General features: G+C 62.6%; 27 protein-coding genes. 23 read left to right on the top strand and 4 right to left on the bottom strand.

Features of this window, described 5'->3' with window-relative positions:
- Nucleotides 1–89 precede the first annotated feature (89 nt).
- From EJ071_RS17500 to EJ071_RS17450, 11 genes are all read left to right on the top strand, one after another.
- The gene (locus EJ071_RS17500; RefSeq protein WP_126098962.1) at nt 90–359 is read left to right on the top strand and encodes an acylphosphatase; all 270 of its coding nucleotides are present in this window, start codon (nt 90–92) and stop codon (nt 357–359) included.
- A gap of 160 nt (nt 360–519) precedes the next feature.
- Complete coding sequence (locus EJ071_RS17495; RefSeq protein ID WP_126098961.1) at nt 520–1170, top strand: Rieske (2Fe-2S) protein; 651 nt, start codon at nt 520–522, stop codon at nt 1168–1170.
- The gene (locus EJ071_RS17490; RefSeq protein WP_126098960.1) at nt 1167–2012 is read left to right on the top strand and encodes an aromatic ring-hydroxylating dioxygenase subunit alpha; all 846 of its coding nucleotides are present in this window, start codon (nt 1167–1169) and stop codon (nt 2010–2012) included. Before EJ071_RS17495 ends, EJ071_RS17490 begins: the two co-directional genes overlap by 4 nt.
- A complete protein-coding gene (locus EJ071_RS17485; protein ID WP_126098959.1) occupies nt 2009–2662 on the top strand; it encodes a glutathione S-transferase family protein in 654 nt (217 codons plus the stop codon). The genes EJ071_RS17490 and EJ071_RS17485 overlap by 4 nt, the downstream gene beginning before the upstream one ends.
- A 1-nt stretch (nt 2663) precedes the next feature.
- Nucleotides 2664–4043, top strand: coding sequence for an amidohydrolase (locus EJ071_RS17480; RefSeq protein WP_126098958.1), 1380 nt, complete (start codon nt 2664–2666; stop codon nt 4041–4043).
- Nucleotides 4044–4076: 33 nt separating this feature from the next.
- Entirely contained in the window at nt 4077–5171 is a 1095-nt protein-coding gene (locus tag EJ071_RS17475; protein ID WP_189521549.1) for a BMP family ABC transporter substrate-binding protein, read from the top strand.
- 3 nt (nt 5172–5174) lie between these two features.
- Nucleotides 5175–6698, top strand: coding sequence for an ABC transporter ATP-binding protein (locus EJ071_RS17470; RefSeq protein WP_126098956.1), 1524 nt, complete (start codon nt 5175–5177; stop codon nt 6696–6698).
- Nucleotides 6695–7795: an ABC transporter permease gene (locus EJ071_RS17465; protein ID WP_126098955.1), complete on the top strand. Its 1101-nt coding sequence runs from the start codon at nt 6695–6697 to the stop codon at nt 7793–7795. Before EJ071_RS17470 ends, EJ071_RS17465 begins: the two co-directional genes overlap by 4 nt.
- On the top strand, nt 7792–8703 hold the full coding sequence (locus EJ071_RS17460) for an ABC transporter permease (protein ID WP_126098954.1): 912 nt from the start codon (nt 7792–7794) through the stop codon (nt 8701–8703). Before EJ071_RS17465 ends, EJ071_RS17460 begins: the two co-directional genes overlap by 4 nt.
- 671 nt (nt 8704–9374) lie before the next feature.
- A complete protein-coding gene (locus EJ071_RS17455) occupies nt 9375–10022 on the top strand; it encodes a helix-turn-helix domain-containing protein (protein WP_126098953.1) in 648 nt (215 codons plus the stop codon).
- Nucleotides 10023–10068: 46 nt separating this feature from the next.
- Nucleotides 10069–10584, top strand: coding sequence for a GNAT family N-acetyltransferase (locus EJ071_RS17450; RefSeq protein ID WP_126098952.1), 516 nt, complete (start codon nt 10069–10071; stop codon nt 10582–10584).
- Here the strand turns inward: EJ071_RS17450 and EJ071_RS17445 are convergent.
- On the bottom strand, nt 10508–11134 hold the full coding sequence (locus EJ071_RS17445) for an acetate/propionate family kinase (RefSeq protein WP_126102626.1): 627 nt from the start codon (nt 11132–11134) through the stop codon (nt 10508–10510). The two genes, EJ071_RS17450 and EJ071_RS17445, sit on opposite strands and share 77 nt — an antisense overlap.
- Before the next feature lie 252 nt (nt 11135–11386).
- Between EJ071_RS17445 and EJ071_RS17440 the strand changes: the two genes are divergently transcribed.
- Nucleotides 11387–11602, top strand: coding sequence for a DUF1858 domain-containing protein (locus EJ071_RS17440; protein ID WP_126098951.1), 216 nt, complete (start codon nt 11387–11389; stop codon nt 11600–11602).
- Here the strand turns inward: EJ071_RS17440 and EJ071_RS17435 are convergent.
- The gene (locus EJ071_RS17435) at nt 11599–12303 is read right to left on the bottom strand and encodes a Crp/Fnr family transcriptional regulator (protein WP_126098950.1); all 705 of its coding nucleotides are present in this window, start codon (nt 12301–12303) and stop codon (nt 11599–11601) included. The genes EJ071_RS17440 and EJ071_RS17435 overlap by 4 nt on opposite strands.
- A 206-nt stretch (nt 12304–12509) precedes the next feature.
- Between EJ071_RS17435 and EJ071_RS17430 the strand changes: the two genes are divergently transcribed.
- The 6 genes from EJ071_RS17430 to EJ071_RS17400 all read left to right on the top strand — a co-directional run bounded on the left by EJ071_RS17430 (nt 12510) and on the right by EJ071_RS17400 (nt 17700).
- Entirely contained in the window at nt 12510–13709 is a 1200-nt protein-coding gene (locus EJ071_RS17430) for an NnrS family protein (protein WP_126102625.1), read from the top strand.
- A gap of 162 nt (nt 13710–13871) precedes the next feature.
- Nucleotides 13872–14318 (top strand): pseudoazurin, encoded by a 447-nt coding sequence (locus EJ071_RS17425; RefSeq protein WP_126098949.1) that lies wholly within the window; start codon nt 13872–13874, stop codon nt 14316–14318.
- Nucleotides 14319–14577: 259 nt separating this feature from the next.
- The gene (nirK, locus tag EJ071_RS17420; protein ID WP_126098948.1) at nt 14578–15681 is read left to right on the top strand and encodes a copper-containing nitrite reductase; all 1104 of its coding nucleotides are present in this window, start codon (nt 14578–14580) and stop codon (nt 15679–15681) included.
- Nucleotides 15682–15752: 71 nt separating this feature from the next.
- Nucleotides 15753–16616, top strand: coding sequence for an SUMF1/EgtB/PvdO family nonheme iron enzyme (locus EJ071_RS17415; protein ID WP_126098947.1), 864 nt, complete (start codon nt 15753–15755; stop codon nt 16614–16616).
- A gap of 125 nt (nt 16617–16741) precedes the next feature.
- Entirely contained in the window at nt 16742–17191 is a 450-nt protein-coding gene (locus tag EJ071_RS17405; RefSeq protein ID WP_126098945.1) for a group III truncated hemoglobin, read from the top strand.
- Nucleotides 17192–17268: 77 nt separating this feature from the next.
- Nucleotides 17269–17700, top strand: coding sequence for a potassium channel family protein (locus EJ071_RS17400; protein ID WP_126098944.1), 432 nt, complete (start codon nt 17269–17271; stop codon nt 17698–17700).
- Between the two features lie 219 nt (nt 17701–17919).
- On the opposite strand, the gene hemN is transcribed toward EJ071_RS17400, so the two are convergent.
- Nucleotides 17920–19281, bottom strand: a complete 1362-nt coding sequence (gene hemN / locus EJ071_RS17395; RefSeq protein ID WP_126098943.1) for an oxygen-independent coproporphyrinogen III oxidase — start codon at nt 19279–19281, stop codon at nt 17920–17922.
- A gap of 130 nt (nt 19282–19411) precedes the next feature.
- On the opposite strand from hemN, the gene EJ071_RS17390 reads away from it, so the two are divergent.
- Entirely contained in the window at nt 19412–20137 is a 726-nt protein-coding gene (locus tag EJ071_RS17390; protein WP_126102624.1) for a Crp/Fnr family transcriptional regulator, read from the top strand.
- A gap of 3 nt (nt 20138–20140) precedes the next feature.
- Here EJ071_RS17390 and EJ071_RS17385 read toward each other — a convergent pair whose 3' ends face one another.
- Nucleotides 20141–20641, bottom strand: coding sequence for a hemerythrin domain-containing protein (locus EJ071_RS17385; RefSeq protein WP_348628151.1), 501 nt, complete (start codon nt 20639–20641; stop codon nt 20141–20143).
- A 144-nt stretch (nt 20642–20785) separates the two neighbouring features.
- On the opposite strand from EJ071_RS17385, the gene ccoN reads away from it, so the two are divergent.
- Genes ccoN through ccoP form a run of 4 tightly spaced genes read left to right on the top strand, consistent with a single transcriptional unit; the run spans nt 20786 to nt 24166 of the window.
- The gene (gene ccoN / locus EJ071_RS17380) at nt 20786–22396 is read left to right on the top strand and encodes a cytochrome-c oxidase, cbb3-type subunit I (RefSeq protein ID WP_126098942.1); all 1611 of its coding nucleotides are present in this window, start codon (nt 20786–20788) and stop codon (nt 22394–22396) included.
- Nucleotides 22397–22406: 10 nt separating this feature from the next.
- On the top strand, nt 22407–23138 hold the full coding sequence (gene ccoO / locus EJ071_RS17375) for a cytochrome-c oxidase, cbb3-type subunit II (protein WP_126098941.1): 732 nt from the start codon (nt 22407–22409) through the stop codon (nt 23136–23138).
- 12 nt (nt 23139–23150) lie between these two features.
- Nucleotides 23151–23300, top strand: coding sequence for a cbb3-type cytochrome c oxidase subunit 3 (locus EJ071_RS17370; protein WP_126098940.1), 150 nt, complete (start codon nt 23151–23153; stop codon nt 23298–23300).
- A 2-nt stretch (nt 23301–23302) separates the two neighbouring features.
- Nucleotides 23303–24166 carry a cytochrome-c oxidase, cbb3-type subunit III gene (ccoP, locus tag EJ071_RS17365; protein ID WP_126098939.1) on the top strand — a complete coding sequence of 288 codons (864 nt, stop codon included), beginning with the start codon at nt 23303–23305 and terminating at the stop codon, nt 24164–24166.
- The last annotated feature ends 23 nt before the right edge of the window (nt 24167–24189 follow it).

Raw genomic sequence — 24189 nt, 5'->3', positions numbered from 1 at the left:
CACAGCCTGTTTATGGCGCTTGGTCAGGTGCTTCAGCGATTGAGCACAATGCAGATAGATATATATCTGTTTCATTGCCGAGGTTTTCTATGAGCGAGCAAAATCGATATTCCTGGCGGGAGCGCATGACGATCCTCGGCGATGTCGAGGCGTCATCCTTCCTTCCGTGGATCGAGCGTCATGCCGCCAAGCTCGGGCTCGCGCAGGCCATATGCGTTGCCGGTCCCGATCGGATTGAGCTCGACGTCGCCGGTCCGGCCGAACTGATCGATATGATGGAGATGGGGTGCTTCCTTGGACCAATCGATGTCTGGGTCGAGACCATTCGCCGGACGCCGATCGACAACGAATCGAGCTAGTGTTTGAAGCTCGCTGCCCTGCCCGGGAGACGGGATGCCCCTTTTTTAGGCATTATTGTCAGTGAGGAAATATTGTGCAAACGTGACCGGGCTTATTAGCAAATCCCTTGACCGCGAAGCTGTGCTCGGGAAGATGCTGATGTCATTTGAAAGTTGACGTATGCCACCCTATCCGACCGGCTCATGGATGCCAGTTGCCCTCTCTGCAGACTTGCCGGCGGGAACCGTGATGCCGGCGCTATCCCCAGTCGGACCGATTGCCCTTTGGCGCAGCCGCTCCGGCCGCACGGCGGCCTTTGCCGACAGATGCCCTCATCGCGGCATGCGGCTTTCCCATGGCTTCGTGCGCGGTGAGGCACTGTCCTGCATCTATCACGGCTGGAGCTATGCCCGGGCGGGAAACTGCCTGCGCATCCCGGCCCATCCGGGGCTGGCGCCGCCGGAGACGATTCGCGTCGCGACCCAGGCGGTCGAGGACAGCGGCGGGCTCATATGGATTTCCGTCGGCGAAGCCGCTGCCCTGCCGCCGCGGCTCGACGGCCTTGCCCCGCTGCGCTCCATGATGGTGGAGGCGGACGTCGCGGCGCTGGAGGCGGCCGCGGGCGCGAAGGCCAACGACGGCCTGCTCGACCATACCCACGATGGCCGGACGCTGCGGCTGCTGCTTGCCCCCGAAGGGGAAGCGCGGACGCTCATGCATGTTCTGGTGGGCGAGGACGCCAATCCGACCGAGCGGATCGCCGCGTCGCGGGCCGCCGAAACGCTGCGACGGGCGGCCGAGGGCATTCGGCGCGGCAGGGCCGTCCAATGACCCGCAGCGCAATGATCGACGAATGGTATCCGGTCGGCCTCGCCAGCCAGCTCGATGCGCAGGGGCGCAAGACGGCCCTCATGGGCGAACCGATCGAGGTGCGGCTCGGCGACGACGGAAACGCCAAGGTCACCGGCGGCAACGGACGCGCCCTGCCGGTCTGCGTGCGCTATGGCCATGTCTGGGCGTCGCCCGGTGATCCGCAGAAGGCGCTGTTTGCGATCCACGAGGCCGATCAGCCCGGCCGCCGGCTTGTCGATGTCGGAGTGGTGCGCGTGCGCTGCTCGCCGTTGCGCGCGGTGGAGAACTTCCTGGACATTGCGCATTTTCCGTTCGTCCATACCGACATATTGGGGGCCGAACCGCATACGGAGGTCCAGAACTACAAGGTCGAGATCCGCGAGGACGAGGACGAGGTTTGGGCGACCCAGGTTAAGTTCTACCAGCCGCAGGCCGCCAAGTCGGCGGAAGGCGGCATAACCACGGAATACATGTATCGCGTGCCTGCGCCGACCTGCTCGATCCTTTACAAGACCTGTCCGCCGCGCCCGGGCGAATGGGACGTCATCACGCTTTTCGTGCAGCCTCTTGCCGAAGACCTGTGCGACGTGTGGCCATGGATGGCGCTGTTCGACGACGAGACGCCCATGACGGACCTGATCCATTTTCAGCAGACGATCTTCGTCCAGGACCGGTCGATCCTTGAAAACCAGATTCCGGGGCTGCTGCCGCTCGATCCCGGCATGGAGATTCCCACGCGAGCCGACCTGACGTCGGTTGCCTACCGGCGTTGGCTGAAACGCCATGGCTACACCTACGGCGCGCAACTGGTGGCGCAATGAAGCTCTACGACTACGTGCTGTCGCCGAGCTGCTACAAGGCGCGCCTGATGGCTGCGCTGGCCGGCGTGAAGCTCGACATCCGGCCCGTCGACTTCCATCCCGGTGCCGAGCATCGCGGTCCCGAACTTATGGCGCTCAACCCGGCGGGTTCGATCCCGATCCTGGAGGATGGCGACCTCATCCTGACCGAATCCTCGGCCATGCTTGTCTACCTCGCCGCGAAGGCGGCACCGCAATGGCTGGGCAACGATACGGCCGGAGAGGCGGCGCGCGTCCAGCAATGGCTTTCCTTCTCGCATCGGCTGACCGCCAGCCTGGGGGCGGCGCGCCTGCATGAGATGCTGCTGCGTCCGGGCAATATCGATGTCCTTCAGGGACAGGGGACAACGGCCCTGCGGGAGCTGGAAGCCGGCCTCGTCGAACAGCATATCCGCGGCCAGCGCTTCCTCGCGTCGGACCGGCCGAGTGTCGCCGACATCGCCTGCTTTCCCTATGTGGCGCTGGCGCCGGACGGCGGCGTCTCGCTCGATCCCTATCCCGTGATCCGGCTGTGGTCGCGGGCGATCCGCGGTCTCGACGGCTTCATCGAGATGCCCGGCATCCACCGGCTGCACGAGCTCAGACCCGAGCCCGTCCCAGGCGAGGCCTGACGTGGCGGGCTATCTGTTGAAGAACTGCGCTGCGGTCATCGTGGACGATGGCAACGGTCCGCGCGTCCGTCGCAATGTCGATGTGTTGACCGACGGCCCGGCGATACGGGCCATCGGCGAAGGCCTCGACAAGGGGGAGCTGCCTGTCGGGACCGTCGCGCAGGATTCTGCCGGCTGGTTCGTCTATCCCGGCCTCGTCAACACCCATCACCACTTCTTTCAGTGCTTCGTGCGCAACCGCGCCGATCTGGACTGGACGAAGCTATCGGTCATCGAATGGCTCGACCGCATCTATCCCATCTTCTCGCGGCTGACCGAGGAGTGCTTCTACCACGCATCGGTCACGGCCATGGCGGAGTTGATAAAGCACGGCTGCACGACGGCGTTCGACCATCAGTACTGCTTTCCGCGGCATGCCGGCAAAAGGCTGATCGACCGACAGTTCGAGGCGGCCGAACTGCTCGGCATGCGCTTCCATGCCGGACGTGGCGGCAACACGCTGCCGAAATCGGAAGGCTCGACCATCCCCGACGCCATGCTGGAAACGACGGACGAGTTCATCGCCGACTGCGCCCGGCTGATCGGCGCCTACCATGATGCCGGTCGCTTCGGCATGCGCCAGGTCGTCGTCGCGCCCTGCCAGCCGGTCAACTGCTATCGCGAGACATTCGTGGAATCGGTGGCGCTGGCGCGCGACCGCAAGGTGCGCATGCATACCCATGTCGGCGAGGGCGAAAGCCCGGTCATGCAGGCCCGCCATGGCCTGCGCACCGTGGACTATTGCGCGGAGATAGGCTTCTGCGGGTCAGATGCCTTCTATGCCCATTGCTGGGAGCTGACCCACGACGAGCTGGGCAAGATGGCCGCCAGCGGCACCGGCGTCGCGCACTGCCCGGAGCCGGTCTATCTCGTCGGCGCCGAAATCACCGACATACCGGCGATGTCGGCCCTCGGGCTCATTGTGGGCTTGGGTTGCGACGGCGCCGCCTCGAACGACAATTCCAACCTGATGCACTGCATCCATTCCGCCTACATGCTGCAATGCCTGTCGGCGTCGACACGTGACCATCCGGTTCCGCCGCCGGCCGATTTCCTCGGCTATGCGACAACCGGGGGCGCGGCGCTGCTCGGGCGCGGCGACATCGGCAGGCTGTCGCCCGGCATGGCCGCCGACCTGTTCGCCATCGACACGCGGCGCATGGACTATGTCGGCACGCGGCACGATCCGCTGAGCCTGCTGGCCAAGGTGGGCATCGGCACGCCGACCGACATGACGATGATCAACGGCCGCATCGTCTGGGCCAAGGGAGAATTCCCGGGGCTCGACGAGGCTAGGCTGTTCGCGCAAGCCGAGGCGGCGCTCGCGACCGTGGAATTCTAGAAGCCAAAACCAAAAGCAAGGGGAACCGACATGCTGACAAATCTTACCCGCAGAAGATTGATGAAGGGCGCTGCCGCTACCGGGCTCGTCGCCGCGGTGGGTAGCCGCGCGCTTGCCGCCGACGAACCGCTGGGCATCGTGCTTGTGGTCCCCTCGCCGGTCGGCGACGTCGGCTGGGGCCGTGCGCTGGCCGACGGGCTCGAGCCGGTCAAGGCCGCCTACGGCGACAAGGTGAAGGTCACCATTATCGAGAACATTCAGGAAGGCCCCGACGCCGACCGCATCATGAACAAGGCGGTCGCCGACGGGAACAAGTTCCTGATCGCCGGTTCCTTCGGCTACCAGAACGGCGCCCTGCAGATCGCGCGCCGCAATCCCGACGTCACCGTGCTGCACGCTTCCGGTTTCCAGGTGGCGCCGAACTTCTCGCCCTTTGCTGCCCAATATTCCCAGGGCACCTACCTGATGGGCATGGCGGCGGCCGCGCGTTCGAAGACCGGCAAGCTCGGCTCGGTCTCCGCCTTCGCCATTCCCGAGCTGATCACCTCCATCAACGCTTTCACGCTGGGGGCGCAGGCGGTGAAGCCCGATGTCGAGGTTTCGGTCGTATGGGTGAACTCCTGGTTCGATCCGGCCAAGGAGCAGGAAGCCGCCAAGGCGCTGCTGGCGCAGAAATGCGACGTCATCTTCTCCAACGCGCAGGACACGCCTTCCGTCGTAGCGGCCTGCGAGGAGGCCGGCATCCCCGCCTTCAACCTCAACTCGTCGATGAAGAAATACGCGCCCAAGACTTATCTCGGCTGCGTGGCGACCGATTGGTCGCCCTTCTTCAAAGCCTCGGTCGATGCCCACCTTGCCGGTACCTTCAAGGGAGCCAACGCCTTCTTGGGTGTCGGCGACAAGGTCGTCGAAGTCGTCGATTGGAACCCGGGCATCCCGGCCGACATCATGACCAAGATCAAGGAGGTTGAAGCCAAGATCGCCGACGGCAGCTTCTCGCCCTTTGCCGGTCCGATCGCCAAGGCCGACGGCAGCGAAGGCGTCCCCGCCGGCAAGACAATGACCGAGGCCGAGATCGTCGCCATGGACTGGCACGTCAAGGGTGTCACCACGCCACTGCCCAAGTAATCCATGACCGCCCCGCTTCTGTCGCTGCGCGGCATCTCCAAGAGCTACGGCCAGATCCATGCCAATCGGGACATCGATCTGGACGTGGCTCCGCGCTCGATCCACGCGATCCTAGGAGAGAACGGGGCGGGCAAATCGACGCTGATGAAGCTGATCTACGGCGTCGAGCAGCCGGACGCCGGAACGGCGAGCTGGAAAGGAGAGCCCCTTGCGCTCGCGTCCCCGGCGGATGCGAGACGCAAGGGGATCGGCATGGTCTTCCAGCATTTCTCGTTGTTCGAGACGCTGACGGTGGTGGAGAACATCCGGCTGGTCGTGCCCGGGAAAAAATCGGATCTTGCGCAAGGCATCTGCAAGCTCGGCCGCGACTTCGGCCTGGAGGTCGATCCACTTGCCCACGTGCACGCGCTCTCGGTCGGAGAGCGGCAGCGGGTGGAAATCATCCGCTGCCTGATGACCCGACCGCAGCTCCTGATCCTCGACGAACCGACCTCCGTCCTGCCGCCGCAATCGGTGGACAAGCTTTTCGAGACGTTGCGGCGGCTGCGCGACGGCGGCGTGTCGATTCTGTTCATCTCGCACAAGCTGGAGGAGATCCGCGCGGTCTGCGACCGCGCGACCATCCTGCGCGGCGGGCGCATCACGGGCCATGTGGATCCCCGCAACCACGACGCGCACGACCTCGCCCGCATGATGATCGGCCGCGACATGCCGCAGCCCATGCCGGCGCTTGCGCATTCCGGCGGGGAAAAGCGCCTTGAAATCGTCGGCCTAGAGCATCGGCCGGACGATCCCTTCGCCGCGACGCTTTCCGACGTCAGCCTGACGGTCCGGGCGGGCGAGATCCTCGGTATCGCGGGCATATCGGGCAACGGGCAGAGCGAGCTCGCGGCGCTGATCTCGGGCGAGACGGTGCTGCCGCGGGAAAAGTCACAGCGTATCTTCATGATGGGAAGGGACGTCGGCCCACTCGATGCGGCTGCCCGCCGGCGGCTGGGCTTCGCCTTCGTTCCGGAGGAACGGCTGGGCCGCGGCGCGGTGCCCGAAATGTCGCTCGTCCTCAACAGCCTCCTGACCGCCCATCCCTCCGGCCTCTTGAAACGCGGCCTCGTCGACACGGCCCGCGCGAAGGCTTTCGCCGACGACTGCATCCGGCAATACGACGTGCGCACGCCGGGTTCCGAAACGGAGGCCGGGGCGCTTTCGGGAGGCAATCTGCAGAAGTTCATCGTAGGCCGCGAGATCATGCTGTCCCCGAAATTGCTGTTCGTGGCGCAGCCCACCTGGGGCGTGGACATCGGCGCCGCATCCGCCATCCGCCGGCGCCTTGTCGCGCTGCGCAACGAAGGCATGGCCATCCTGGTCATCTCGGAGGAACTGGAGGAACTGTTCGAGCTCTGCGATTCGATCCAGGTGATCCATCAGGGCCGGCTGAGCCCGCCGCTGGTGACGCGCGACACCAAACCCGAGGAGGTCGGCCGCTACATGATCGGTGCGCAATCGACGGCCGAAAAGGTCCCCGCATGAGCGCTCTGTCCCGGCCGTTCCTTCCCGTACTGGTTCGCCGGGAACACGCCTCGCTTGCAATCAAGCTGGTCGCCCCGCCCACCGCGCTCGGTCTGGCTACGCTGCTCAATCTCGGGCTCTATCTCCTGATGGGCCGCGATCCGGTCGCCGTTTTCCACGCGATGCTTCTGGAACCCTTCCTGTCCTGGGCCTCCTTCTCGGAAGTCCTGCTGAAGATGGGGCCGCTGCTGCTGATCGCGCAGGGGCTTGCCATCGGCTTTCGCGCAAAGGTCTTCAACATCGGCGCCGAGGGCCAGTTCATCCTCGGCGCGATCTTCGCATCGGCCATTCCCATTTGGCTCCCGCAGGCGACGGGCCAGTGGATTTGGCCCGCCATGCTCGTCCTCGGCGCACTGGGCGGCGCGCTTTGGGCCTCGCTCACCGCGTTCTGGCGCGTGCGGCTCAACGCAAACGAGATTCTCGTTTCGCTCATGCTGGCGCTCGTTGCCGCGCAGGTACTCAACTATCTGCTTCTCGGTCCCTGGAAGGACCCGGCCGGCTTCAACTTCCCGCAGTCGGTGATGTTCCAGTACGACGCGATGGTGCCGATCCTGATCCCCGGCACCCGCGTCAACGTCTCGCTGCTTGTCGCCTTCGCGTTCTCCCTCTCGGCCTGGGTCTTCATGCAGAGGAGTTTCGCCGGCTACAAGCTGCAGGTCGGCGGCCTCGCGCCGCGCGCGGCCGGATACGCCGGCTTCAACGAAGGACGCGCGATCTGGCTTTCCCTCCTCATCGGCGGCTTCGCGGCAGGCCTCGCCGGGGCGGCCGAGGTGGCCGGGCCGCTCGGCCAGTTGCAGCGCTCCATCTCGACCGGCTACGGCTATGCGGCCATCATCGTGGCCTATCTCGGTGGCCTTCACCCGATAGGCATAGTTTTTTCCGCGCTGCTCATGGCGGCCCTCTATATCGGTGGCGACAACGCCATGGTCTCGGCAAACCTGCCAGTCGCCGCGGTCCGGGTTTTCCAGGGCAGCCTGCTGCTCGCCTATCTCGTCGCCATCGCCTTCGTCCGCTACCGGCTCGAATGGCGCCATGCCGCTCACGGAAGCGCTCCATGAATGCTCTCGAGTTCATCGTTGCCGGAATGCTGGCGGCGGCCACGCCGTTCCTTTTGGCGGCGCTTGGGGAAATGGTGGCCGAGCGGGCCGGCGTCCTCAATCTCGGCGTGGAGGGACTGATGGCCCTGGGGGCGGTCATCGCCTTCATCATCGTCTATCACGGCGGCGGTCACCTCCTGGGTTTCGTCGCCGCGGGCCTCGCCAGCACGGCTCTTTCCCTTGTCTTTGCCGTCATTGCGCTGGGGTTCCGCGCCAACCAGGTCGCGGTGGGTCTCGCCATCGGCATACTCGGCCAGGGCCTCTCGGCACTGTTCGGCAAGAGCTATGAGAGCCTCACGGTCAAAGGCCTACCGAAGCTTTCATTGCCCTGGCTTTCAGATATCCCGGTCATGGGCGGCCTCTTCGTCGAGGACGTCGTGGTGTGGCTCTCGCTTGCTGCGACCGTCGCCATCTGGGCGATATTCGCCTACACCAAGACCGGCCTTGTCGTGCGCGCCGTCGGCGAGAATCCCAAGGCGGCCCGGGCGCTCGGCTATCCGGTAATCGCCGTGCGTTTCGCCGCGGTCGCTTTCGGCGGCGCGTTGGCGGGTTTCGCCGGTGCCTACGCGGCCGTGGTCTACACTCCGCTCTGGGCCGATGGCATGATCGCCGGGCGCGGCTGGATCGCGATCGCGCTCGTGGTCTTCGGCACTTGGCTTACCAGCCGTATCTTCCTCGGTGCTTGCCTCTTCGGCGCCGTGTCCCTCGCAAGCCTCGCAGCCCAGACAACTGGGCTCGACGTTTCCTCGCAACTTCTATCGAGCCTACCTTTTCTCGTGACAATCGTCGTGCTGGGCATCATTTCTTCGAACCGGCGTCTGCTCAAGCTCAACGGCGTGGCTTCGCTGGGAGAGCCTTTCGAACAATAGTGTCGCTCGCCGCCCCCGCGCGCAATAACGCGACATCTGAGCGCAGATCGCACCGTCCCTGGGGCATGAAGGGCTGCGCGCAATCCTCAAGACCATGCCTTAAAATGCCGAGCTGATCCCGGGCCAATCCTGCCGGCAATGCCAGCCTGACCGACACCGCCTTCGTCCGACGTCACATCAATTCCTGCTACTTCACGATGGTGGCGGCTGGGAGGCCGGCAGAGGTGCCGGCTTCAAAAACGATGAACGCAACGCACCAACGCCGATTGCTAATCGCCGATGGGCAACGTTTTCTACAGGAAATCAATACGTTAGCGGCTGGTTCGCCAACCCATTTCCTTCGTATTCTCTCGTATGGTCTGGCGAGCCCGATGACCGAAACGAAGAGTGATTTGAAGCGCCGTACTATGCGCAATTGAACCCTGCTTAGGGTGATAGCTCCCTCTTTTGGAAGTTTCACTGGACGAGGCCGGGCATGATGCTTTGTTCTGACTGAAAATCGCCCAGCCAGCTCGCGCGGGCATGGATCACGTTCAACCACGCGCGCCCGATGAGATATCGCAGCACCAAATTGTGCTGCTCTAGGTAGTTTCCCCTAGGGACATAACCGAATTTCGGAATTCCCGGATTCGCGCGATTGCTGTTGTCACGGATCAACGGGGAAGACAGCCATGTATGCTCAAGCGAATGCCCAGATCGAACTGCCGCAGCATATCCCGCACCATGCCTCCGCTCTCGTCTTCGAGGGTGCGCCGGTGCAGCCGGTCAGCTTCTTCCCTGCAGGCGCGGAGATCTATGCCCAAGGCGAGAAGGCGGGCGCTCTCTATCAGGTCGAATTCGGCGCCGTCCGCATCTACCGCCTGCTTGCCGACGGTCGCAGGCAGATCAGTGCGTTCCATCTGGCGGGAGAAACTTTCGGTTTCGAAGCAGACGCCACTCACCATTTCTTCGCCGAAGCGATCAACGCAACCGGCGTGCGGGTCTTTCGCGCTCCCTCAGGCATGGACGTGTCCCGGCAGCTCCTGCCCCTTGCCCTCAAGGGCCTGACCCGTGCGCAGGAACATCTTCTCGTGCTTGGCCGTCAGAACGCCATCGAGCGCGTTGCGGCATTCCTGATCGAAATGTCTGAGCGTCAGGGCGGGCTGCGGCAGGTGGAATTACCTATGTCGCGGAACGACATCGGCGACTATCTCGGCCTCACCATCGAAACCGTCTCGCGGGTCCTCACCCGCCTCAAGGAGAAAGCCGTGATCCGCCTGCTCAGCCTGCGTAGCATCGAAATCCTCAAGCGGGAAACCCTGCTGGCGATGGGGGAATGAAACCATTGGGCCAATCGCCCCTGCATCGATCTAGGAAGGGACGGCAATGAAAAGCACGCTTACAACTCACACCGGATTTCGCTTCGAAGCGCGCCGTGCAGGTCCTGATGACGAGCCACTCGTCGCCGAATTCTTCACCCATGTGACGCCGGAGGATCTGCGCTTCCGCTTCCTGGGAGCCGTGCGGCAAGTTTCGCATGAGCGGCTGGTGGCGATGACCCGCTCAGATGATCCGCATATCCATAATTTCCTGGCCTTCTCGACCGAGGGAATGCTGATAGCGGTGGCGACGCTTGCCGCCGATCCAGCCGACCGGTGTGGCGAGGTCGCCATCTGCATTCGCGAGGATCGCAAGCATCTCGGCGTCGGCTGGGAGTTTCTCGCCTATATCGCGCGATACGCCGATGAGCAGGGTATCGAGACGATCGAGTCGATCGAGAGCCGCGAAAATCGCGCGGCTATCGAGCTCGAGCGCGACATGGGCTTCACCGTCGCAACGGATCCCGATGACCCGACGCTCGTCCTGGTTCGGCGGAAACTCGGTGCCAAGCCACCGGGCTAAGTCCCAATATCCTGCCACGGGGCAGATCAGACCGTTTCGAGGTGAGGAGTTCCATAGCCACCGCACGTTCCTCGTCGGCAGGAATGACAAGAACCCCGACGCGGGAATTCGGGGCGCTGACCAACGCTTCGCCGCCGCGATTCAAACCGTCATCGATAACAAGCCATGCGGCGGCCTCGCAGATCCTTTGACGGATTTGAGGCGCATGCTCGCTGATGCCCGCGGTGAACACGAGTGTGTCGAGCCCTCCAAGCGCGGCTGCGAGCGATCCGATCTCACGCCCGATACGGTAGACGAAGAGATCGATGGCACGACGTGCCGCGGCATCTTTCGAGGCAAGCAGCGTCTGCATATCGCCGGAAATGCCGGATATCCCCAGCAAGCCGGAACGCTCGTAAAGCAATTCGGTCAATTGATCGGGCGACAGCTTCCGGTCCTGCAGGAGATGCAGGATCACGCCGGGATCGATGGCGCCGCAACGCGTGCTCATGAGAAGACCGTCGAGCGTCGAAAACCCCATGGTGGTGGCCGTGCTTGCCCCTGCCATCATGGCGCACAAGCTCGCTCCACTGCCGAGATTGTTCACGACCGGTCGGTGTCAAGATCGGCCGCCATCGCTCTAACCGGCGAGGAATGAGCGGGCTTTGATCCATCGCAAACACCAGACCAGGAGAAGGCGCCTCCAAAACGCACGTCAGGATGCGGCCTCGTTGAGGAGCAAGAGAGCGCGTCTTTGCTTCAGAGCAACGAACAGGTCGGAAAGCTCAGGCAGGAAGTCTGTTTGCAAATGCGGACAATCGGCATGAAACGCAAATTGAACGACGATACGACGATGGACGGGATCATGCGCGAGACGCCGGCGGCAATCCGCGTCGTGCTCCAGCATGGAATGCTCTGCGTCGGCTGCCCGATCGCTTCCTTTCACACCGTTTCCGAAGCGGCGCGCGAGCATGATCTCGACGAGGACCAGCTTCGCCGTGACCTGCAGGCGGCTATCGACGCCGGTGGAGCGGGCTAGCTCTTGGTCGCGCGGCCTTCGGCGATGACAAGCAGCCGATGCGGCTCGACCACGACCACCCTTTGCCGTCCGCTCTTGACGAGCCCCTGGTCCTCCCAGGCGGAAAGCAGCCGGCTTACCGTATGAAGCGTGGTGCCCGTCATTTCCGCGACGTCCTGGCGTGAAATCGGGAAGTCGATCAGAATCCCTTCCTCGGTCTTTTTCCCCGACTGCTTGATAAGCTTGAGCAGCGCATGCGCGACGCGCTGCTCCACCTGTTCGGTGGACATCTCGATGACGCGCGCATGCGCATCCTGCAGCCTGCTCCCCACCGCCTTGTAGGTATTGGCGCTGAAGCTCGGAAAGCTCGCCGCGAATGTGGACCAGAGCTGGCTTGGCCAGGCAAGCACCACGCAGTCGACAGCCGCGATGGCGTTTGCCGGATAGGTCGTCCGACCAAGCGCACTGGCGATCCCCATCAACTCGCCCGGGCTGATGTATCGCACGGTCACCTCGTGCCCATCCGCGGTCGATTTCACCACGCGCACATGGCCGTCGAGCAGCAGGAAAAAGGAATGCGCCTCCTGCTCCTGCTCGAACACCGGCTGATCCTTGGCGATCCGAATGGACCTCGCTTGCCCGATTATGCGATCGAGATCCGCGGCAGCGATCCCCTCGAAGAGGGACAGCCCGGCAATCAATGATCGATCAAGGCTCGCCAACCGCCTTTCCTCCCCAACTTCAACGGCGCAACGCGCTCGGACCCCTGCCCGACTGTGTCACGGACGACCGCCCGTCGACAAGTGAAGCCTCTTGTCGCTGCGGCCCGGCAATCATTCGCTTGTTTGCGCTGAGGCAAATTCCATCCTTCAGGGCCGGGATAGAAGTGGCCGGCAGGCGCCTTGCCTGTTTTTTGATGAGGCATGTCATGGCAATTCCACGGACGCGGCCAAGCGCCTATCCGGCAATTCTCTCCTACGGGTTCCGGCCCTTTTTTCTGCTAGGCTCGCTGCAAGCCGCGTCCGCGATGCTTTTGTGGCTGCCCCTCTATTACGGCAAGCTCGAAACCTTCAGCACCTTCCTGCCTGTGGACTGGCATATTCATGAATTGCTTTTCGGCTACCTGCCGGCTGTCGTGACCGGTTTCCTGCTGACTGCAATTCCGAATTGGACCGGCCGACTTCCCGTTCAGGATTTTCGCCTGCTGGCGCTCGTGCTGCTCTGGATCGCGGGGCGTGTCGCCGTGTTCTTTTCGGCGGAAACGGGATGGCTCCTGGCCGCAGCCCTAGACTGCTGTTTTCTTCTCGCGGTGGTCGTGGCCGCCGCGACGGAAATCATCGCCGGGCGAAACTGGCGCAACCTCAAGGTGCTGCTGCCGGTAGCAACTCTTTTTGCCGCGAATGTCCTGTTTCACGCCGAAGCGCATTACCAGGGTGTCTCCGACATCAGCCGGCGCCTGGGCTTGGGAGCGGTTGTCGTCCTCATCATGGTCATCGGCGGGCGCATAATTCCGAGCTTCACCCGCAATTGGCTGGTTCGCGACAGGCCGGGCCGGCTCCCGACGCCGTTCGGCAGGTTCGATGTCGGAACGATCGCGCTGTCCGCTGTCGGCCTCGCTGCCTGGAGCTTTTTCCCCGACACCATTGCAACCGGCGTGTTGCTGGTCGTCGCCGCGGTCTTCAACGCTGTTCGACTTGCCCGCTGGGCCGGCGACCGCACGCTGTCCGACCCGTTGGTATTGATCCTGCACCTTGCATTCGCCTTTGTTCCGCTTGGCCTGCTGCTTGCCGGACTGGCCGCCTTCGCTCCAGGAAGGATCCCCCCGGTTGCCGGTATTCATACGTTTGCCGTGGGAGCGATTGCCTGCATGACCCTTGCCGTCATGGCGCGGGCCACCCTCGGCCACACAGGCCGTGAGTTGAAGGCAAGTGCCGGAACATGCGCGGTTTTCGTTGCGATCCTCATTGCCGCCCTTCTGCGCGTGGCCGCCGCTGTCGCGCCTGCCGAGGCAATTCTCCTCCACATGTCGGCGGCGTTCTGGATTGCCGCTTTCGCCGGCTATGCGGTGTTGTTTGGCGGGTTTCTCATGCGCCCTCGCCTGCGCGCACGCGCCATGAATCCTTCTTGAGGAACATGCTTGAGGAACAGGCGGGCGAGGCCTGGCCGTCGCTCGATCTTCTCGCCGCGTATTCGTCGAACAATTTGCGCCAGCGCAAATCGCGAGGTCGCCCGACGATCTACAAGGACGCAACGGTCGATGCCGTGATGAAACAGAGAAAGGAACTCTCCAATGAAACTGCCCCTGATTGCCGCGGCGATCGCCTTGCTCTCAAGTGTCGGCGCTGCAAATGCCGAAGAACATGTCGTCCAGATGCTGAACAAGGGCGAGAAGGGCGCGATGGTCTTCCAGCCCGACTTCGTCCGGGCCGCACCCGGCGACACCATCAAGTTCGTGCCGACCGACAAGAGTCACAATGCCGAGATCATCAAGGGAATGATCCCGGAGGGCGCCGAAGCCTTCAAGGGCAAGCCGAGCGAGGAGATCACGGTGACCCTTACCAAAGAGGGCGTCTATGGCGTGAAGTGCGCTCCCCATTACGGCATGGGCATGGTGGCCCTGATCCTCGTCGGCAAGCCTGTCAACCTTGAAGCGGCGGAAGCCGTCAAGCAGATCGGCAAGGCAAAGCCAGTCTTCGCCGAGCTCTTCGCTGAAGCGACCAAGACCGCTTCGAACTGATCCGACAGCATGCGAGGCTGCCTCCGGCAATGGCGGGCTGGAGGCACTGGCCGGACAGACCACGGGAGAGGTCTGTCCGGCCATTTTCAATTTCGCGATTTGGCCACCGCCGCAATCTTGATTGTCGGGACGCAAGTGACTTCGGCAAATCCCTGCCAAAGTCAAAATTCATTGGTCCAGATTTGCGCAAACGCAAAGACGCTCCGTACAAAGACACTATCCTGCCTTCATCGAAACCGTTGAAGTCGAGGAGATGAAAATGCTTACGAGACGCGAAGCTTTGCTGGGTTCTGTTCTTACCGCCGCCGCCATCGCCACCATTGGCTCCGCGCCGGTGATGGCGGCCGCGAAGGATGTGGCCGGACTGCCGCGCGAGAAGGTGACTCTGGTCGCGCCGCCTTTCGTGCACTCTCAAGACCAGGTGGCCAAGGGCGGCCCCAAGGTGGTCGAGTTCGCCATGACGATCGAAGAGAAGCCGGTGGTCATCGACGCCGACGGCACGCAGCTCAACGCCATGACCTACAACGGCTCCATTCCGGGCCCGCTCATGGTCGTGCATGAAGGCGACTATCTCGAGCTCACGCTGATCAATCCCGACACCAACACGCTCGCCCACAATATCGACTTCCATGCCGCGACCGGCGCGCTCGGCGGCGGCGGGCTGACGCTGATCAATCCGGGCGAGCAGGTGACGCTGCGCTTCAAGGCAACGCGGCCGGGCACGTTCGTCTACCATTGCGCGCCCGGCGGAGCGATGATCCCCTGGCACGTCGTGTCGGGGATGAGCGGAGCGGTGATGGTGCTGCCGCGTGACGGCCTGAAGGACGAGAAGGGCAAGCCGGTCCGCTACGACCGCATCTACTATATCGGCGAGAACGATTTCTACATCCCGCGCGACGAGCAGGGAAAGTTCAAGAAGTACGAAACGGCCGGCGACAACTACGACGATACCGTGAAGGTAATGCGCGGCCTGATCCCGACGCATGTCGTGTTCAACGGCAAGGCCGGATCGCTGACCGGCGAAAACGCCATGAAGGCAAAGGTCGGCGAAACGGTGCTGATCGTCCATTCCCAGGCCAACCGCGATACTCGTCCGCATCTGATCGGCGGCCACGGCGACTTCGTCTGGGAAGGCGGCAAGTTCGCGAACCCGCCTGCCAAGGATATGGAGACCTGGTTTATCCGCGGCGGATCGGCGGGTGCTGCGCTCTACACGTTCCGGCAGCCGGGAATTTACGCCTACGTGAACCACAACCTGATCGAGGCAGTCGAGCTCGGTGCGACCGCGCATTTCATGGTCGACGGAAGCTGGGACGACGATCTGATGATGCAGGTCGAGCCACCAAAGGCGATAGCTTCATAAATGGGAAGGACAATCGCCGTGCAACCCACCATTACCGCGGGCGAGCTGCATTGGCAGGCGGAGTCTTCGGCATGTCTTTCGACCCTGTCTTCACATTCGGAACAATCGCGGCTGCCGCCCTCATCGGACTGGGCGTCAGCCACGCGATCGATGGCATCTCTCCGCATGCCGGCAGTCCGGCTGCGGTCAGCGAACTGGTGGTTCTGACACCTGGCTCATTCAATCACCCGCAGCCCGGCGAATTCCTCAAGGACGACCATCCCGCGCCGGCGCCCGTCTTGAAGGAGACCATCGATGCGCCGCTGCAAATCATGAAGTTCCAGGTGAGCGCATTGGACTATGAGCGTTGCGTTGCGGAGGGCGCCTGCAAGCCCGCCGACCCGCGCCTTGTCGGTGACCTCCCTGTGACAGGCGTCAGCTTCATCGACGCGCAAGCCTATGCGAACTGGCTGTCGGCGCGAACGGGTGAAACGTGGCGGCTACCGACCGATGTGGAATGGGCCTACGCCGCGGGCGAGAGGTTCCGGGCCGACATAGAAGGCGGCGAAGGCGACCCTGCCGATCCGGCGAGGCGATGGCTCACGCAGTATCGCAACGAAGTAGCGCTCGGGCGCAAACCAGATCCCGAGCCGCGGCCGCGCGGGTCCTTTGGCCTCAACTCAAAGGGCATTGCGGACACTGCCGGCAATGTCTGGGAGTGGACATCGACATGCTATGCGCACGCGACGATATCCAGCGGTGGCATTGCCAGCTCGATCAGCAATTGCGGCGTGCATGTTGTGGAGGGTTTTCACCGCACTTACATGTCGAACTTCATCCGCGACGGCAAAAGCGGCGGTTGCGCGGTCGGCACGCCGCCCGACAATCTGGGCTTCCGCCTTGTTCGCGATCGCGGCAGCTTCGTGCAGGCCCTTCGTCGCCTGGGCTTGACCTGATTGCCTAGAGCAATTCCAGGAAAGTGCGTAACGGTTTTCCGTCCGGAATTGCGTAAAAACAAAGAGATAGAGCGGTTCGGCGTTTCCGTGAAACGCTGAAACGCTCTAGAGAACAAGGAATATGAATGACCTCGAAGTCCGTCCTGCTTGGCAGCGTTCGCCCTGCCCCCGAACAGCCTTTGGCGCGTCCCGGCGTCGATCGGGCATCGATAGGGGCACTGGTCCGCAAATTCTACTCCAGGGTGAGAAAAGATGAGCGGCTCGGCCCGATTTTCGCCCGTGAAATCGTTGGCGATTGGGAGCCCCACCTGGAGAAGATGACCGACTTCTGGTGTTCCGTCATCTTGAAGAGCGGCGACTATCAGGGACGCCCGGTGCCGGCACACCTGAAGCTCGAGGATGTCACCGAAGTCGACTTCGAGATCTGGTTGGCTCTCTTCCGCGAGACGGCGGCAGAGCTGTTCGCGCCCGAAACCGCTGCGGTGTTCGTCGAGCGGGCGGAACGCATAGCCGCGAGCCTGAAGCTCGCTATGTTCTTTCGCCTTGATCGTGCCGCGCCCGCGCGCGGCCGGTAAGGCGCCAGCAGAGTAGCCGGACCGGCAGGTTTGATCTTGCGCAAGGAATACGGTGCTTCGGGCCGTAGTGTCGTCGAATGATCCTCAATCTTTTCGTCGGCACGATCGTCATCAGCCTGACGGTGCTGATCCACACTTTCGGACTTATCGCCATCACTCATGCGATGGCGCGCCTTGTGGCGCTCTTCCGCATGCACGGCCACCGCAGCCGGGTCATCGCAATGATCACGGTCGTGATGGGCCTCTTTACGGTCATGACGGCGGAAGTCTGGCTATGGGCGGGAATGTACACGCTGCTCGGGATCCTGAACGACTTCGAGACGGCGCTTTACTTCTCCACCATCACGTTTTCGACGGTCGGCTATGGAGACGTGGTGCCGGCCCATGGCTGGCGCGTGCTGGCGGCTCTGGAGGGCATCAATGGGTTTCTGCTGATCGGCTGGTCGACCGCCTATCTGATCGCGGCCGGCACCCGTGTCGGCCCATTCAGGATCGGCGAGCATTTTTGATCCGCGGCCTAGGGCGTGTTGAGATTCAGGTCAGGCCGAGCCGAAAATGGTGGTTTCCGAGAACCGGAGCGGAGCGTACTTGAAGTACGTGAGCACCGGAAGCGCAGGAAACCGGCATTTGCAGGTCGGCATCACCAGAATATCAACACGCCTTAATGCATGTCGCCCAAAAGTGCGCAGCGGTTTTGGGCGAACGACATGCATAAAACAAAGACTCGCTCAAACGGCCACCGAATGCCTGGCGCTTCCATTCCTGAGATATTTGTCAAATTTCGCCGCCACCGTTCTGACCAGCGGACGGCTTTCCTCCGGCACGACGAAGTTTTCGCCTTCGAGCCGGAGAAGCTCGCCCTGGCTGCTGATAGCCAGGCGGCTCGCCTCGCAGAGCAGCTTTTGGCCGACAGCTCCAAAGCGGTCGACCAGGTCCACCGCCGAGAAAGCGAATTGGCACATCAGGCGCTCGATGACCCAGCCTCGCGCCTGATCATCGACGCTGAGTTTGATCCCGCGGGCTATCGCCAGTTGTCCGGAGTCCACGGCCCTTTCATATTCACCGGTCGCGACGATGTTCTGGGCGTAGCCCTGCCGATATCGACTTATCGAGGAGGGACCTAGACCAATCAGGGTTTCGCACTGGTCCTCGGTATAGCCCTGGAAATTGCGGCGGATCTTGCCGCCGTGCGCGGCGACCGCCAGCGAGTCCTGTGGCTTCGCGAAATGGTCCAGTCCCAACGCCTCGTACCCGGCATCGACAATCAACCGCGCGGCAAGCTGTGACTGCGCCAAGCGTGCGGCGGAATCGGGCAGCCAGGCTTCGTCGATCATCGTCTGATGCTTCTTGAACCACGGCACATGCGCGTAGCCGAACAGGGCCAGCCTGTCCGGCGTCAGCGTCAGCGCCTGGGCGACGGTCGCCGCAACGCTCTCCAAGGTCTGATGCGGCAGGCCGTACAGCAGGTCCAGGTTGACGGAAGTGACACCCCGCGCGCGCACCGCATCGACAATGCTTTTGGTCAGCGCAAAGCTCTGCTCGCGGTTGATCGCCTTCTGCACTTTGGGATCGAAGTCCTGGACGCCGAGGCTCGCCCTGGTCATGCCGATCGCGGCGAAGGCATCGAGCCGGCCTTCGTCCATGTCGTTCGGGTCGATCTCGACGCTGAGACTGGCATCGTCGAGAAAGTCGAAACGATCGCGCAATGCTTTCCCGAGCGCCAGGATGTCGTCTGGCCTGAGCATCGTCGGGGAGCCGCCGCCGAAATGGACGGCGCGGACCATGCCCCGGCCGCCCACGAGGCCGCCGACAGTCTCGATTTCCCTATGCAGCGAGCGCAGAAATGTAGCCACTGGCGCATAGTGGCGTGTCTGCTTGGTATGGCAGGCGCAGAACCAGCACAGCCTGTCGCAATAGGGGATGTGCAGATACAGCGATATCTCGTCATCGCCCTCAAGCGTGTCCATCCAGCCGCGAACGACGATCGCGTCGAGGCCTGGGTGAAAGTGTGGTGCCGTCGGATAGCTCGTATAGCGCGGCACGTTCTCGGCCAGGCTGTTGGCCAAGGCTTTCGACGATCTCTGTTGCATGGCGGCAAGCTAGCGGACCGAGCTGTCGACGCCTTGATTTCAATCAATGCCTACCAATGGACAAAAGGACGCAACAATACCGCGATGCAGAAGTGATAGGCTGCCGGCTTCGTAGACCTTGGGCTATGCGATGACCATTCGACAGGACATTCACAGCGCCGGCATCCCTGTGCTTTGCCAGTCCTGTGAAGCGCGGCACCGCGGACTTTGCGGCGCGCTTGAACCCGACCAGTTGATCGAACTGTCCAAGACCTCATCCAGGCGCGGCGTTTCACCGGGGGCTGAGCTGACGGGCGATGCGGAAGTCGTGGAACGTTATTCGAACGTGCTCTCCGGGGTGGTCAAACTGACGAAGAGCCTTTCGGACGGCCGACAGCAGATTGTCGGCCTCCAGTTCGCCCCGGACTTCCTGGGAAGGCCGTTCAAGTCCGAAAGCGCGATCAGCGCCGAGGCGGCGACGGAAGTGTCGCTGTGCTCGTTCCCAAGGAGCGTCATCGAAAGAATGATGAAGCTTTCACCGGGGCTCGAACATCGCCTGCTCAAGCAAACGCTGAACGAGCTCGACGAGGCGCGTGAATGGATGCTGGCGCTGGGACGCAAGACGGCGTCCGAAAAGGTCGCGAGCTTCCTTCTGATGATCGCCAGGAATATCGACCCGGCTACCGACCCGGCAGCCAAGTCGGCAAGCTTCGAACTGCCCTTGACCCGCGCCGACATCGCCGACTTTCTCGGACTGACGATCGAGACGGTGAGCCGCCAGTTGACCAGGCTGCGCGCGAGTGACGTGATCCGGATCGAGAACAACCGGAACGTGACAGTGGATTTAAGCCGCCTGGAACAACGCTGCGGCGACTAGGCCCTACCCTATTCGTCTATCCCGATCCGCGGCAGGAGATGCTCGCGCTCGAAGGCGATGTGGCGGCGCAGGGCTCTCGAAGAAGCCGCGCAGCATGAACCCGACCGCCTCGGCATTTTCCGTTCCTTCGCCATGACCGATCGCCAGCAGCGCCTCCGTGACCTCGCCGGCAAAGCATTCGTCCTCGATATGCTCGGCGCGAAGCCTGGTGACGGAAGACAGATTGGCCTTAACCAAGGTCAGGGCCGCTTCGTAGGCGGGGAAGACAACCGTCTCCTCATATCGATGAACATCGCGCATCAATGGAACGATTGAGTTGGCCAGGTTGAGGCATTGCAGGCGGTCCACGTTCGGCAATTGATCGGCCAACTTCTCCAGCGCGTCGCAAAGCCCGAGCTTTTCACGATGCGCGCGCTTCATCATTTCGCCCGACAACGCCGGGTGACCCGACTGGCTCGCCGACTGAGAATTAAGGAACGCCTTTTGAAGCGGTCCTTTCTTCATGATTGCCTCCTGGTCATTTCCGGAAGCCGACGCTGCCGAAAGCGAAACGACGCGGCTTTGACCTAGATCAAGGCCAATAGTCTCCGGTTGCGGAATTCATGCGCGGGTCGGCATCCGCCGGAATTTCGAGATCGGGGACTTGCGATGAGATTTGGCACGGAGATCGTCCTTCTAAGCCTGTTTGCCTTTGCGGCCCTTGTGGCTGCGGGCTTTGGCGCAGATGAACCTTTTCGCCAGCATATGTGGGTTCTGTTCTTCGCGGTCGCCGGCTTCACCGCGATCCTGCTGCGCAACACGGATTTCAAGCCAGCAGCTCCGATCGACCCCTCCGCCTACATGGATGGCCCGATCCGCTACGGAGCCATCGCAACGGTATTCTGGGGGGTCGTCGGCATGCTGGTCGGCGTCGTCATCGCGCTCCAGCTTGCCTATCCGGATCTCGATATCCAGCCCTGGTTCAATTTCGGCCGGCTGCGTCCCCTTCATACCTCCGGCGTCGTCTTTGCCTTTGGCGGCAACGCACTGATTTGCACATCGCTCTATGTCGTTCAGCGCACGTGCCGGGCGCGGCTTTTTGGCGGCAGTCTCGCCTGGTTCGTCTTCTGGGGGTATCAGCTTTTCATCGTCATGGCCGCAACGGGCTATCTGCTGGGCATCACCGAGAGCCGCGAATATGCCGAGCCGGAATGGTATGTCGATCTCTGGCTGACGATCGTCTGGGTCGCTTACCTGATCCTTTTCCTTGGCACCATTCTGAAGCGCAAGGAACCGCATATCTACGTCGCCAACTGGTTCTACCTCTCCTTCATCGTGACCATCGCGATGCTGCATGTGGTCAACAACCTGTCGATGCCCGCCTCGTTCCTCGGCTCGAAGAGTTACTCCGCCTTCTCAGGCGTTCAGGATGCGCTGACGCAGTGGTGGTATGGGCACAACGCCGTGGGCTTCTTCCTCACGGCTGGCTTCCTCGGCATGATGTACTATTTCGTGCCGAAGCAGGTGAACCGGCCGGTCTACTCCTACCGTCTGTCGATCATCCACTTCTGGGCGCTGATCTTCCTGTACATCTGGGCGGGCCCCCATCACCTTCACTACACCGCCCTGCCCGACTGGGCGCAGACGCTCGGCATGGTGTTCTCGGTGATGCTGTGGATGCCTTCCTGGGGCGGCATGATCAACGGCCTCATGACGCTTTCGGGTGCCTGGGACAAGATCCGCACGGATCCGATCGTCCGGATGATGGTCGCGGCCATCGCCTTCTACGGCATGTCCACCTTCGAGGGCCCGATGATGTCGATCAAGACGGTCAACTCGCTCTCGCACTACACCGACTGGACCATCGGCCATGTCCATTCGGGCGCGCTCGGCTGGGTCGGCCTGATCACCTTCGGCGCGATCTACTACATGGTGCCGAAGCTTTGGAACCGCCAACGGCTCTATTCGCTGCGGCTCGTTACTTGGCACTTCTGGCTGGCGACGCTTGGCATCGTCGTCTACGCGGCAGTGATGTGGGTCTCGGGCATCATGCAAGGGCTCATGTGGCGCGAGTACGACGAGCAGGGATTCCTCGTCTACTCCTTCGCCGAAACCGTCGCCGCCATGCACCCCTACTACATCATGCGCGCCGCGGGCGGTGCCATGTACCTCGCCGGCATGCTGATCATGGCCTGGAACGTCGCCATGACCATTCTCGGCTACCAGCGCGAGGAACAGTCCTCGTCGGGTTCCGCGCCCGCCCTGCAGCCCGCCCAATAAGGAGCCAGACATGGGTTTGATGGACAAACACGCGCTCATCGAGCGGAACGCGACGCTCCTTCTCGTCGGGTCCCTGCTGGTCGTGACCATCGGCGGCATCGTCGAGATCGCACCGCTCTTCTATCTCGACAACACGATCGAGAAGGTCGAGGGCATGCGCCCCTACTCGCCGCTCGAACTCGCCGGACGCAACATCTATGTGCGCGAGGGATGCTACCTCTGCCACAGCCAGATGATCAGGCCGTTCCGCGACGAGGTGGAGCGCTATGGCCATTACAGCCTGGCGGCCGAGTCGATGTACGACCATCCATTCCAATGGGGGTCCAAGCGCACGGGCCCCGATCTCGCGCGCGTCGGCGACCGCTACTCCAACGGCTGGCACGTTCAGCATCTTGCCGACCCGCGCTCCGTGGTGCCGGAGTCGATCATGCCGAGCTACACGTTCCTGAAAGACACGCCGATCGAGGTGAAGGATTTCTCGACGCATCTGATCGCCAACCGGCGGGTGGGCGTGCCCTATTCCGACGACATGATCTCTCACGCCAACGCAGACTTGATGGCGCAGGCCGATCCCAACGCCGACACGTCCGGACTGGAAAGCCGTTACCCAAAGGCCAAGGTCGGCGACTTCGACGGCAACCCCCAACAGGTCACCGAGATGGATGCGCTGGTCGCCTATCTGCAGATGCTCGGCACGCTGGTCGATTTCAAGACCTATGACGAAGCTGCCGGCTATCGCTGAGGAGGACAATCGATGGACTACAACCTGATGCGCGAGTTCGCGGACAGTTGGGGGCTGCTCGCCATGGCCCTGTTCTTCGTCGGCTGCGTGGCCTTCGCGTTTCGCCCCGGCGGCAGGACACATGCCGACCAGGCCGCACGGATCCCACTCAAGGACGATTGATCATGAGCGACGAGCATATCGACGAAATCTCGGGCGTCACGACGACCGGCCACGAATGGGATGGGATCAAGGAGCTCAACAATCCCCTGCCGCGCTGGTGGGTGATCACCTTCTACGTCACCATAGCATGGGCGCTCGCCTACACGATCGCCTACCCTGCCTGGCCGATGCTGAGTTCGGCCACCAGCGGCGTTCTGGGCTTTTCCAGCCGCAACGACGTCAAGAACGAATTGGCTGCCGCGGAAACCGCCAAGGCCAAATATGTCGCGTCAATAGAATCCAAGAGTGTTTCCGAAATCGCCGGCGACGATGCGCTGCGCGAGTTTGCCGTCGCGGCCGGCGGCGCGGCGTTCAAGGTCAATTGCGTGCAATGCCACGGATCCGGCGCGCAAGGGTCGCAAGGGTTTCCCAACCTCAACGATGACGATTGGCTCTGGGGCGGCAAGACGGAGCAAATCCAGCAGACGATAACGCACGGCATCCGGTTCGCCACGGACGCCGATACCCGCCAGTCGGAGATGCCTGCCTTCGCCGACGTGCTCCAGCCCGAGCAGGTCGCCCAGGTGAGTGCTTTCGTTGCCAGCCTGTCGGGACCAGTGAAGGACAAGAGCCTGATCGAGCCCGGCGCCAAGGTCTTCGCGGACAATTGCGTCGCCTGTCATGGCGAGAACGCAATGGGCAACAGGGACGTTGGAGCCCCCAACCTGACAGACGCGATCTGGCTCTACGGGTCTGGCGAAGCCGCCATTGCTTCACAGGTCCGAGCCCCGAAGAGCGGAGTGATGCCTGCTTGGGCCGGGCGCCTCGGCGAGACGACGGTCAAGGAACTGGCTGTCTATGTCCATTCGCTTGGCGGTGGAGAATAGGAGCGGGGCCTGTTCTCGGCCCT

The organism is Mesorhizobium sp. M1B.F.Ca.ET.045.04.1.1, from assembly GCF_003952465.1.
GTDB classification, from domain to species: domain Bacteria; phylum Pseudomonadota; class Alphaproteobacteria; order Rhizobiales; family Rhizobiaceae; genus Mesorhizobium; species Mesorhizobium shonense.
The sequence above is the reverse complement of the archived record's forward strand: the minus strand, read 5'-3'. Positions and strand labels throughout refer to the sequence as shown.